The sequence below is a fragment of the Burkholderia sp. Nafp2/4-1b genome (genome assembly GCF_003635165.1).
GTDB lineage: Bacteria > Pseudomonadota > Gammaproteobacteria > Burkholderiales > Burkholderiaceae > Burkholderia.
This window is the reverse complement of sequence record NZ_ML058597.1, coordinates 231,244-243,792: the sequence shown is the minus strand read 5'-3', so window position 1 is coordinate 243,792 and position 12,549 is coordinate 231,244. Positions and strand designations below refer to the sequence as shown.

7 protein-coding genes are annotated in these 12,549 nt (G+C 69.1%); 3 read left to right on the top strand and 4 right to left on the bottom strand.

Annotated elements, in window-relative coordinates; translation table 11 throughout:
• Positions 1-14 precede the first annotated feature (14 nt).
• Both C7H84_RS01130 and C7H84_RS01125 read left to right on the top strand, forming a co-directional pair.
• Entirely contained in the window at positions 15-383 is a 369-nt protein-coding gene (locus C7H84_RS01130; protein WP_121857014.1) for an antibiotic biosynthesis monooxygenase family protein, read from the top strand.
• Positions 384-968: 585 nt separating this feature from the next.
• Positions 969-1,169, top strand: coding sequence for a DUF805 domain-containing protein (locus tag C7H84_RS01125; RefSeq protein ID WP_121857013.1), 201 nt, complete (start codon positions 969-971; stop codon positions 1,167-1,169).
• 506 nt (positions 1,170-1,675) lie between these two features.
• Here the strand turns inward: C7H84_RS01125 and blaPEN-bcc are convergent.
• Complete coding sequence (gene blaPEN-bcc / locus C7H84_RS01115; protein WP_121857011.1) at positions 1,676-2,569, bottom strand: PEN family class A beta-lactamase, Bcc-type; 894 nt, start codon at positions 2,567-2,569, stop codon at positions 1,676-1,678.
• Between the two features lie 116 nt (positions 2,570-2,685).
• Between blaPEN-bcc and penR the strand changes: the two genes are divergently transcribed.
• Positions 2,686-3,576 carry a beta-lactamase transcriptional regulator PenR gene (gene penR / locus C7H84_RS01110; RefSeq protein WP_121857010.1) on the top strand — a complete coding sequence of 297 codons (891 nt, stop codon included), beginning with the start codon at positions 2,686-2,688 and terminating at the stop codon, positions 3,574-3,576.
• A 495-nt stretch (positions 3,577-4,071) separates the two neighbouring features.
• On the opposite strand, the gene C7H84_RS01105 is transcribed toward penR, so the two are convergent.
• From C7H84_RS01105 to C7H84_RS01095, 3 genes are all read right to left on the bottom strand, one after another.
• Positions 4,072-4,323 (bottom strand): hypothetical protein, encoded by a 252-nt coding sequence (locus tag C7H84_RS01105; RefSeq protein WP_121857009.1) that lies wholly within the window; start codon positions 4,321-4,323, stop codon positions 4,072-4,074.
• A gap of 107 nt (positions 4,324-4,430) precedes the next feature.
• A complete protein-coding gene (locus tag C7H84_RS01100; protein ID WP_121857008.1) occupies positions 4,431-6,656 on the bottom strand; it encodes an amylo-alpha-1,6-glucosidase in 2,226 nt (741 codons plus the stop codon).
• Positions 6,657-6,827: 171 nt separating this feature from the next.
• Entirely contained in the window at positions 6,828-12,434 is a 5,607-nt protein-coding gene (locus C7H84_RS01095) for an autotransporter domain-containing protein (protein ID WP_121857007.1), read from the bottom strand.
• Between the last annotated feature and the right edge of the window lie 115 nt (positions 12,435-12,549).

The following is a 12,549-nucleotide window of genomic DNA, read 5'->3' as shown; positions in this document are numbered from 1 at the left end:
ACAAGGAGTGCCCCATGCCTCATTTCAAACCGATGGACCCGGCCTTTCCGATCCAGCAGCAGCTCGGCATCGCCGCGGAACCCGCCGTGCTCGTCAACGTCTTCACGCTGGATCCGGCCGACGAAGCCGACTTCCTGGCCGTGTGGAAGGACGACGCCGCGTTCATGAAACGGCAGCCGGGATTCATCTCGACGCAACTGCATCGCGCGCTCGGCGATAGCCCGACCTACTTCAACTATGCGGTCTGGGAATCGACCGACGCGTTCCGCGCGGCCTTCACGCATCCGGACTTCGTCGCGAAACTGTCGGCGTATCCTTCGTCCGCCGTCGCGAGCCCGCACTTGTTCCAGAAGGTCGCCGTGGCCGGCATTTGTACCGCGTGAACCCACGCGCGAAGCGCGCGCGGCGCACGGTTTGCACCCTGTGCCGCGCGGCGCGAACGCCACGCGGAAGTTCTCCACAGAAAATGTTGGCAAGCTTGTGGATATCCTGCGCACCGCAACGCTAAGCCCTTGATCCGGCGGACTTTGGCACGCGTGATGCAGATGCGGCGCTGGTCGAGCGATCACACGCGCCGCTTCGCCGCGGAACGCATCACGATGCCACGTCGGCGCCGCGGCAATGGACAACGTGAGCGTCGCGCCACTTACCCACAGATTTTGTTGGCAAGCTTGTGGATATCCTGCGCACGCATCGGCTAACCCGTTGATCGGCCAATGATTCACGCGCCGCGTCACCGTTTCGGCAGCGCGACGTTCGCGTGCGTGCGCCGACGGATGATCCGGCGCAACGGCGGCACTTGCCCGCCCCACCGTCGATGCATGTCGACGCCTTGACGGCCGGCCACGCGACGCGTCACGATCACACGAGCCGCACGCGACCATGCTTCACCAGAGGTCACGCGACGGCACTTCGGGCCAAGCCATTCCGCCCGCATCGGACCACGCCGCACCATTTCGGGGAAGACCATGGAACACGTCACCGCATGGCAGTTGCTCGTGTCGCTCGTGCTCGTCGCGATCGTCCTTTATCCGTATGCCCGGATCGTTCGGCGTACCGGACATTCGGGCTGGTGGATCCTGACGATGTTCGTTCCGATCCTGAACTTCGTGATGTTGTGGGTGTTCGCGTTCGCACGCTGGCCCGCGCTCGACGATCGGCACGGCTGAACATCGCGCACGCGCCGCGCCGGCTTGTCCACAGATTTTGTTGGCAAGCATGTGGATAGCCTGCGCATACCGCGATCAAGCGCTTGATCCGAAAGGCTTTGTCGCCGCCGCTTCGAATGCGGCAGGCGACCGGCAAAACGCTGCTCGCGCAACGTCATGCGCTGCGCCGCGTTGCACGTCGCGCGCGCCGCTTGTCCACAGATTTTGTTGGCAAGCGTGTGGATAGCCTGCGCATACCGTGCTCAAGCGCTTGATCCGAAAGGCTTTGTCGGCGCCGATTCGAACCGTGCAGACAGGGCTGCGCGCGGCCTGCGGGATGCCATCGCCGCACGCGCTTCGCCATGAATGCGAACGCTCGCAGGCTTGTCCACAATTTTTGTTGGCAAGGATGTGGATATCCTGAGCATGCGTGACCTAAGTCGTTGATCGCGCAACGTTTCGACATCCCGATCACGACTGCGGCACGGCGTGCATTATTCGTCGATACAGCACACCGCGCCGCCCGCTCAGGCGAACGTCGCGACCGCGATACGCGCGGCAGCCGCGATCACGTCGTCCTTCGCCTTCGCATCGGCACGCGTCTGCGTGTAATACACGGCGAGCACGATCGGCGCGCGCGACGGCAGCCAGATCACGCCTGCGTCGTTCGTCGTCCCGTAGTCGCCGGTGCCGGTCTTGTCGGCCACCTGCGACCCGGCCGGCACGCCCGCGCGAATCCGCTTGTCGCCAACCTTGTTGCCGCGCAGCCATGCGACGAGCTGCGCACGCTGCGCGGGCGGCAGCGCATCGCCGAGCGTGAGCACGCGCAGGCTCGCGGCCATCGCGGCCGGCGTCGTCGTGTCGCGCAGGTCGCCCGGCAACGCGGTGTTCAGTTCGGTCTCCCAGCGATCGAGCCGGAACGTGTCGTCGCCGATCGTGCGCGCATACGCGGTCACCGCCGCCGGTCCGCCGAGCAGCTTCATTGCGAGGTTGGCAGCCGCGTTGTCGCTGTACTGGATCGCCGCCTCGCATAATTCGGCGACGGTCATCCCGGTGCCGACATGCTTGCTCGACACCGGCGAATAGTTGACGAGATCCGCCTGCCCGTACGTCACGCGCTGCTGCAGCAGCCCCGGATGCTCGACGCTCTGCGCGAGCACCGCCGCACTCAGCATCGCCTTGAACGTGCTGCAGAACGGGAAGCGTTCGTCCGCGCGATGCAGCGCACGCCGGCCGCTCGCGGTGTCGATCGCGCACACGCCGAGACGGCCGCCGGCCGCGCGTTCGAGCGAGGCAAACGACTTCGCGGACGCAACCTCCTGCGCGGCGGTCCGCGGCGACGCGCATGCGGTGACGGTCAGGACGAGCGGCGCCATCGCGGCGGCCAGCAACAGGGTTCGACGGTGCGATGAGTAGGTCATGTGATGTCTCTCGTGATGGAATGGATGCAAGACGGCCGGCCGGCGAGACAGCACTATCGTGACTTTACGGTTGCCTGACAAGCAACGATAATTGAGCGCTGATACAAGAAATTCTTATGACGAAGCTCCGTCCTCATCTTCCGCTGAATGCGCTGCGCGCGTTCGAATCGTCGGCGCGCCACCTGAACTTCACGCGCGCCGGCCTCGAGCTGAGCGTCACGCAGGCCGCCGTCAGCCAGCAGGTGCGCTCGCTCGAGGAACGCCTCGGCTGTACGCTGTTCACGCGGCTGCCGCGCGGCCTCGGGCTCACCGACGAAGGACGCGCGTTGCTGCCCGTGCTCAGCGACGCATTCAGCCGGATCGAAACCGTGCTCAAGCAGTTCGAAGGCGGACGCTTTCACGAGGTGCTGACGCTCGGCGCGGTCGGCACCTTTGCCATAGGCTGGCTAATGCCACGGCTGAAACGGTTCGGCGACACGCACCCGTTCGTCGAGCTGCGGCTGCGGACCAACAACAACGTCGTCGACCTCGCGGCCGAGGGCCTCGATTTCGCGATCCGCTTCGGCGAAGGCAACTGGCCGGCAACGCGCAACGAGCGTCTGCTCGACGCCCCGCTCACCGCGCTGTGCGCGCCGGAAATCGCGCGGCGCCTCGCGCGGCCGGCCGATCTCGCGAACGAAACGCTGCTGCGCTCATACCGCACCGACGAATGGCTCGGCTGGTTCGACGCCGCGCAGCTCAAACCGTGGTCGGTCAACGGGCCCGTGTTCGATTCGTCGCGGCTGATGGTCGAAGCCGCGATGCAAGGCGCCGGCGTCGCGCTCGCGCCGGCCTGCATGTTCGCGCGCGAGCTGCAGCTCGGCCTGCTCGCGCGGCCGCTCGACATCGACGTACGCGCGGGCGGCTATTGGCTCACGTCGCTGAAGTCGAAGCCGCTCACGCCGGCGATGACGCTGTTTCGCGACTGGATCGTCGCGGAAGCGGCCGATGCGGCACCGCTCGAATGACGGCCCCCGCTTGTCCACAGATTTTGTTGGCAAGGATGTGGATATCCTGGGTACCCGGAGCCTAACTCGTTGATCGGGCACGCATTACCGTGCCGATGCACGCGGCGGGCAGCCAGGGTGGACGGGCGTCGGCGGACCGGCCGCGGCACGCGCGATCCACAACCCTCAGGAAGCAATCACGTCATACTTATCCACAGATTTTGTTGGCAAGCCTGTGGATATTCCACCAATGTGACACGTAACACATTGATACAAAAGGAGATTCAGTAGATCGGCCGCGGCAGGTCAACGGCGCGGCACCTCGAGTGCCCTCGCGGCACGCTCGGCGGGGCCGGTTCGGCGCCCGCCAGTTCTCCACAGATTGTGTTGGCAAGCTTGTGGATATCCTGCGCACCAGATAGCTAACTCGTTGAGCGCACGGGGTTTTGTGTGCGCTGCGCAGGATCGGGCAGCACCGGCGCGGGCCGTGCGGCCGACGCCGGCCCCGCCGGTTCGTCAATGCCGGTCGAGCCCGCGGCGCAATTCGCTCGCCTTGTCGCGCAGCGCCTCGTAACCGGAGCGCGCATGTTCGGGCAGGTCGGGATCGCCGATCAGCGCGCCGAGCGTTTCGATCAGGCTGAACAGGATGCCCTTCGCCGCGCCCGCCGCGATGCTCTGCGACTCGATCGACTTGTGCAGGTGGTCGACCGCCGCTTCCAGATGCTCGAGCTTGTGCTCGCCGTCGTCGGGCCGATTGTCGGTCGTCATCGTAGGTGCCTCCGCCATCGTTCAAGGGTCATGTCACGATTCTATGCCGCTGTGCGCGGCCGTGGCGCGACATCGCGCAAGATCCGCGCAGCCACACGCCAGCTGCATCACAACACCGCGACCACCTTCACGCGGCCGGGCTGCTCCGCCGCCGCGACCACCTGGCCATCGACGCGACGGAACGTCAGCGTGACGGTTTCGTCGCCGACCCGCAGGTCGTCGATGCGCAGCCAGTCGACGCCTTCCGGCAGCGCCGGGCGCTCGACCCGCACCTCGCGGCGCGCCGCGTCGACGCTCACGCCGAGACACGCCTGCAGCATCATGAACGGCGCACCGGCCGCCCACGCCTGCGGCAGGCACGCGACCGGATAGGCGGTCGGCGGCTCGCCGCGCCGGCGCGGGAACCCGCAGAACAGCTCCGGCAGCCGCATCTCGAAGCTCACCGCCGCTTCGAACAGCGCGCGCAGCAGGTTCACCGACGCCGTCTTGTCGCCGTAGCGCGCGAGCCCGCGCGCGATCAGCGCATTGTCGTGCGGCCACACCGAACCGTTGTGATAAGCCATCGGGTTGAAGCGCGGCTGGCCGGCCGCGAGCGTGCGGATGCCCCAGCCCGTCTGGAACAGCGCCGAGCCGAGCACGGCGGCGATCGCCGCGCCGCGTTCCGGGTCGGGCAGACCGAATGCGAGCAGATGGCCGGCGTTCGACGCGAACACGCGGCACAGGTCGCCGTGACCGTCGAGCGCGATCCCGTAGAACTGCCCTTCCGGCATCCAGAACAGCGCTTCGACCTGATCGCGCAGCGCCCTCGCGCGCAATGCGTAGCGCGTCGCCTCGACCGCGTGGCCGCGCCGGTGCGAACACATCGCCATCGCATCGAACGCCGCGCACGCATAGGCCTGCACTTCGACGAGCGCGATCGGCCCGTCGGGGAAACGGCCGTCCGCGTGGAACACCGAATCCTGGCTGTCCTTCCAGCCCTGGTTCGCAAGGCCGCGCTCCGACGTGCGCTGGTAATCGAGCAGCCCGTACGGATTGCGGTCGCACTTGTCGCTCAACCACTGCGCGGCGCGCTCGAGCGCGGGCCACAGTTCGTCGATCAGCGCATCGTCGCCGGTATGTTCGACGTACGCGCCCGCGAGCACGATGAACAGCGGAGTCGTGTCGACGCCGCCGTAATACAGCGCGAACGGCACCTCGCCCGTCGCGGCCATCTCGCTGCGGCGGAATTCGTGCATGATCTTGCCCGGCTCCGCATCGCGGAACGCGGACGTCTCGCGCGCCTGGTGCTCGGCGAGAAAACGCAGCACGCCGCGCGCGAGCGACGGCTGCAGCCACAGCATCTGCAGCGACGTGATGATCGCGTCGCGGCCGAACGGCGTCGAGAACCACGGAATGCCCGCATACGGATACGGCCCGGTGTCGAGCTGGGTCGTGAGCAGCCCGAGATCCGCGAGCGAGCGGTCGAGCCACGCGTCGAACAGCGGATTGCCGGTGTGCACGCGCGCCATCGACTCGCGGCGCGCGCGCATCTCGCGATGCACGCCGACCAGCGCGGTGCGCAGCGCGACACGGCCGCATCCCGCGCCGGCGCCGGCGTGCGTCGAGCCGAGCGTCGCGTCGACGGTCAGGTAGATCGACACGCACGCCTGCGCGGCGATCGTCAGCGAATAATCGGCACGATCGACCGACAGCGCGTCGGGCGCCGGCGAGAAATGCACGGTCACGTTGCGCTCGACTTCGTCGAGGCCGTCGTAGCGCAACCGCACCGCGCCGGCGTCGACGCGCGGCGCCGCCACCGTGCCGCGCTTCGGACGCTGCGTGCCGCGCACTTCGAACATGTCCTTGAAATCCGCCGCGAACGACAGCGACAGCGGCACCTCGGCGTCGCTCTCACCGTAGTTCGTCAGTGTCAGCGCTTCGTACAGCACGTCGCCCGCGAGCACGCGCTCCCGTTCGATGTGGATCACGCCCTCGGGCGTCTCGCGGCCGCCGAGCGGCGGCAGCGGGCGGTTCGTCAGGTGCGCCGTGAACGACGCGTTGTCCGCGCTCGTCGCGCCCGACAGCAGCGACGGCGCGCGGCCGCCGAAGGTCAGGCGCCAGGTCGACAGCACCCGCATGTCGTCGACGAACAGGCCGTCGTCATGACCGCCGATGTCGCCGAGCGCGTCGCTGACGACGAATGCGTCGCCGGATTTGAGCACGTACTGGTTGTTGCGCGCCAGCGCGTGCGGATCGGCTTCGGGCGCGATGAAGGCCGGGCCTGTAGCCCGGTTCGCGGGGACAGGCGCGACTTGCGGCGCCTGCGTCGTGGTGGCTTCGGCGTGATTCGGCATCGATGCTCCTGTGTCGAGGCGCAACGCGCGGTGCGCGTCGCCTGTTTCGCACAGGATAGGACAGAACGGGGCGCGCGCGCAGCGACGAAGCGATACGGCGCGATGCGACCATCGAATCGTCGCATCGCGCCGCATCCATGCAGGCACGGATCAACGCGGGTTACATGCCGGTCAGAATTTCCACAAGAGATTGCCGAGCACCGCGTTGTCGCGCACGCCGCTGCCGTACTGGCCGCTGAGCGTGAGGCCGAGCGTCAGGCGTTTCGTGATGGTCGCGTCGATGCCCGCTTCGAGCACCGCGCTGTCGCGCGCAATCGGCACGCCCGACACCTGGAACGACGTGCCGCCGTGCGCGAACGTGAACGCTGACGACGGCCGCACGTTGCCGAACGCATGCCGCCAGCCAACCGTCCCGCGTGCGGTGAACGTGCCGCTCGCGATCGCGCCGAGCTGCGACGCGGCGCGCAGGCCGAGCGTCGAGAAGCCGACGTGGGTCGTCTGGCCGCCGGCCTGCAGCGCGGCCGCACCGCCGCTTTCCGTATAACCGTCGGTGTGCAGGTTCACGTACGCCAGCCCCGCGAACGGTTCAAGCGCGACCGGCCCGACCGGCACCGCATAGCCGACTTCGCCGAACACCTGCGCCGAATGCGCGTTGTAGCCGGCCGAATCGTGATCGGAGAAGCCCGCGAAGCCCGGATAGCGGTCGCTGTTGATCCGGTACCACGTGTACGACGCGCCGCCGCGCACGCCGAGCGCGCCGTACTGCGCGCCGCCGTACAGCGACAGGTAGTAGCTGTTGACCGCCGCCGACGCGCTCTGGTCGTTGTCGAGCGAGCTGTGCGTGACGCCCGCGGCGAGGCCGGCGCGCCACTTGTCGCTGAGCGCCATGTCGGCACCGGCGATGAAGCCCGTCATGCTGCGGTTGATCGACGACGCGTTGCCGTCGCCCGCGAGTCGGCTGCGGCCGCCGAATGCCTGCCCCCACACCACCGGCTGATACGGCGTGCCGCCGTAGCAGCCTTCGCGCGAGCCGATCCGGCGCTCCGGCGGCAGCGTCGGGTCGGTCGCGCCGGCCGTGTTGTCGCCGCACAGCGCGGCACCGCCGGACGACAGCGCGGCGAGCGGCCCCGATCCGGGCGCGAGGCCCTGGCGCACGCGATCGGTCACGGCATCGCGCACGTAGCGGCTGTCGAGCAGCAGCATGCTCTTCATGCTCGCCTGCAGTTCGCCGTCGAGCAGCCCGTAGGCTCGGCGCGCGGTGGTCGCATCGGTCGTCAGCACCGTGTCGTACAGCGGATTGCCCGCACCGAGCGCACCGATCGCGGTCGCGACCGCGCGCTGGTTCGGCGACGTCGCGACATCCGGCAGCGACGTGCCGTTCGCGACGAGCTGCAGGTACACGTGGTTCGGATCGTAGCTGAGCGTCGGCATCAGGAACGCGTAGTTCGAATTCACCTGGCTGAAGGTGCCCTGCACGCCCGACGACGCGCTGAGGATCGTGTACTTCGTGGTCGGCTGGTAGCTCGCCTGGTTCGCGAGCACCTGCACGGTGCCGCCGTTCAGCGTGGCCGTACCGCCCGCGGCCACACTGCCGGCCTGCTGCGGCGTGACCGCGACCTGCAGCGTCGAGCCGGGCTGGAACGTCACGTTGCCCGCGACGTTCAGCGCCGCGCCCGGTTGCGCCGCGGCCGCGAACGCGCCGCTCTGCACGATGAGGCCGCCGACCGTACCGGTGCCCGTCAGCGTCGCGCCGCTCTGCACGGTCACGGTCGACTGGCCGAGCGAGCCGTCGACGGCCAGCGTGCCCGCGGCAACGGTGGTCGGCCCGCTCAGCGTGTTCGTGCCGGTCAGCGTCAACTGGCCGCTGCCCGCCTGCGTCAGCGAACCGGTGCCGGACAGCACGCTCGCGAGCGTCACGTTGGCGGACTGGTTGACGATCAGCGCGCCGTTGTCGACGACGTTGCCGACCACGCTGCCCGACGTGCCGCCGTTGCCGAGCTGCAGCGTGCCGCCCGACGCGATCGTCGTACCGCCCGTGTACGTGTTGCTGCCGGTCAGCGTCTGGATGCCGGTGCCCGCGACCGTCAGCCCGCCGCTGCCGCCGATCACGCCGGCGAACGTGCCGCTGGCCGTCCCGCCCAGCGTCAGCGCGTTGCTGCCGAGGCTCACGGTGCTGCCGGCCACGCCCGACAGCGCACCGAGCGTCTGCGCGCCCGACGCGCCGCTGAGATCGAGCGTCGTGCCGGTGCCCGCGAGATTCATCGGGCCGGTCGACGCGAGGCTGCCGCCCGCGCCAAGCGCGAGCGTGCCGGCGTTGATCGTCGTGCCGCCCGTGTAGGTGTTCGCGCCGGTCAGCGTCGTGGTCGCCGCGCCGTCCTTCACGAGCGCGCCCGCGCCCGAGATTGCCCCGCTCAGCCCGAGTGCGTTGCTGCCGCCGAGCGTGAGCGTCGCGCCGGTGCCGAGATCGACTGCGTTCGCCACCGCCAGGTTCGCGTTCGTATCGAGCGTCGCCGCGCCGCCGACGTTCAGCGCGCCGGTGCCGAGTGCGGCCGCGTTGCCGAGTACCAGGGCGCCGCTGTTCAGCGTCGTGCCGCCCGAATAGGTGTTCGCGCCGGTCAGCGTCTGCGTACCGGTGCCGGCCACCGTCAGGCTGCCGGTGCCGCCGATCGTGCCACCGAACGTGCCGCTGGCCGTCCCGCCCAGCGTCAGCGCGTTGGCGCCGAGGTTCACGTTGCTGCCGGCCACACCCGACAACGCACCGAACGTCTGCGCGCCCGACGCACCGCTCAGGTCGAGCGTTGCCCCCGCGCTCGCAAGGTTCATCGCGCCGGTCGACGCGAAACTGCCGCCCGCGCCGAGCGCCAGCGTGCCTGCGTTGATCGTCGTGCTGCCGGTGGCGGTGCTCGCGCCCGTCAACGTGGTCGTCGTGGCGCCGTCCTTCACGAGCGCGCCCGCGCCGGAGATTGGCCCGCTCAGCCCGAGCGCATTGCTGCCGCCGAGCGTGAGCGTCGCGCCCGCGCCGAGCGCGATCGCGTTGCCGACCGCGAGGCTCGTATTCGTATCGAGCGTCGCCGCGCCGCCGACGTTCAACGAGCCGGTGCCGAGTGCTGCGGCGTTGCCGAGTACCAGTGCGCCGCTGTTCAGCGTCGTGCCGCCCGAATAGGTGCTCGCGCCGTTCAGCGTCTGCGTGCCGGTGCCGGCGAGCGTCAGGCTGCCGGTGCCGCCGATCGCACCGCTGAACGTGCCGCTGGCCGTCCCGCCCAGCGTCAGCGCATTGGCACCGAGATTCACCGTCGTGCCCGCCACGCCGGTCAACGCGCCGATCGACTGCGCAGCCGACGCGCCGCCCACGTCGAGCGCCGCACCGGCGTTCGCGAGGTTCACCGCGCCGGTTGCAGCGACGCTGCCGCCCGCGCCGATCGCCAGCGTGCCCGCATTGATCGTCGTGCCGCCCGTGTAGGTGTTCGCGCCGGTCAGCGTCACGGTCGCCGCGCCATCCTTAACGAGCGCGCCCGCGCCGGAAATCGCGCCGCTCAACCCGAGCGCGTTGCTGCCCCCGAGCGTAAGCGCCGTGCCCGTGCCGAGATTGATTGCGTTCGCAACCGACACGTTCGTGTTCGCATCGAGCGTCGCCGCGCCGCCCACGTTCAGCGCGCCGGTGCCGAGCGCCGACGCATTGCCGAGCACGAGCGCGCCCGCGTTCAGCGTCGTACCGCCCGTGTAATTGTTCGCGCCGTTCAGCGTCAGCGTCGCCGCGCCGTTCTTCACGAGGCCGCCCCCGCCCGAGACCGTGCCACCAAGCCCGAGGCTGGTGCTGCCAACGACCGTCAGCGTCGTGCCGGTGGCGATGTTGACGCCGTTCGCGAGCGACACGTTGGCGGTCGCATCGAGCGTCGAGGAGCCGTTGACGTTCACCGCGCCGATGCCCAGTGCCGCGCTGTTGCCGACGACGAGGTTGCCGCCGTTCAGGTTCGTGCCGCCGGTATAGACGTTCGTGCCGGTCAGCGCCTGCGTGCCGGTGCCCGACAGCGTCACGCTGCCCGCACCGCCGATCGTGCCCGCGTAGGTCGCGTTACCCGTCCCGCCGAGGGTGAGCGAATTGCTGCCCAGATTCACGTTCGTGCCAGCCGCACCGGCCAGCGAGCCGATCGTCTGCGCGACCGCCGCGCCGGTCAGATCGAACGTCGCGCCCGCGCCGGTCAGGTTCACCGTGCCGTTCGCCGCGAGGCTGCCGGCGCCGCTCAGTGCGAGCGTGCCGCTGTTGATCGTCGTGCCGCCCGTGTAGGTGTTCACGCCGCTCAGCGTAAGCGTCGCCGCACCGCTCTTCACGAGGCCGCCCGCCCCGGCGATCGTCCCGATCAGCCCGAGATCGTTGCTGCCGCCGATCGTCAGCGCCGCGCCGGTGCCGAGATTGACCATGTTGGCGAGCGTCACGTTTGCGCTCGCATCGAGCGACGCCGGTGCATTGACGTTCAGCGCGCCCGCGCCGAGCGCCGCGTTATTGCCGACCACCAGGCCGCCGGCGTTCAGGTTCGTGCCGCCCGTGTAGCTGTTCGCGCCCGACAGCGTCAGCGTGCCGCTGTCGTTCTTCGTCAGCGCGCCACCGCCCGACACCGTGCCCGACAGCGTGATCCCGGTCGTGCCCTGCACCGTCAGTCCGCCGGCGAGCGACACGTTGTTGGAGAGGTCGAGCGCGGGCGTGCCAGCCTGCAGCGCGCCGCCATTGCCGGTGATGGTGCCGGTGCCGAGCGACGCGTTGTCGTTGACGATCGCGACGCCGCCCGACAGCGTCGCGTCCTGCGCGGTGGACGCGCCGTTGATCGTCCAGTTGCCGGTCTGGACGTTCAGGTGATTGAAGTTGATGTAGTTGTTGACCGCGATCGTGCCGTTCGCGGCGGCCCCCTGCTGCAGGTTGAGGGTGTTGTTGCCGCCCGCGCCGCCGTCGACGATGCCCGTCGCCGCGATGCCGAGCGTGACCGGCCCGACCGTGATGTTGAACGCGCCGCCGGTGCCGCCCGCCGTGTTGACCTGCGAGCCCGTCACCGCATTGAACGTGTTGGTGCTGTTCGCGCCCATCGACACGCTGCCGTTGATCACGCCCGAGTTGGTGAACGTATTGCCCTGTCCAGGCGTGCCGTTCGAGCCGAACGAAACGCGCCCGGTGATCGTCCCGCTGTTCGACATGTTCACCTGGCCGCCGCCGTAGGCGGCCACCACGGGCGCATCGGCACCGGTGAGCGTTGCTCCGACCAGCGGAGTGGAGCCGATCGTGCCTGTGTTGCTGATGTTGGACACGCCGCCCGTGCCGTTCTGGACCGACAGCGCCATGCCCGTCACGCCGCTGATCGCGACGCCGGTGGAGCCGAACATCGTGCCGTTGTTGGTCACGGTCGTGGTGCTCGCCGCCGCGTTGCCGACCACCGCGCCGCTCGACAGTATGCCGAGCCCGGAGCCAAGCGCCGACGGGTCGATCGTGCCGTTGTTGGTCAGCGTGGCGTTGTTGCCCGTCAGCGACATCGCCGTGCCGCCGACGCCGAGCAGCACGCCGACGCTCGCGCCCGGGTTGACGGTCGCGTTGATGTTGTTCGCGTTGCTCGAAAAGCTCGGCGCCAGCGGATTCGCGACGCCCGAGCAGGTCACGGTGGTGCCCGCCTGGCTGCAGGTCGCGTACGCCGGCACGATGCCCGCCCCCGACAGTGCCAGGAACACGCCGGTCGGCAACAGGAATCTCGGCAACGGCTCTCCGCTCTTCTTCGAATTCGAATGCGCAATGTTCATGCTTCCCCTCGTCATCAGCATGACCGCTGAATCGGACCGGCGACGGCGGAAAATGCGGGACGAAAGCGTGCCCTCCGGCGGTCGCGGAACGACGTCGGTTTATTCGTGGACGAAC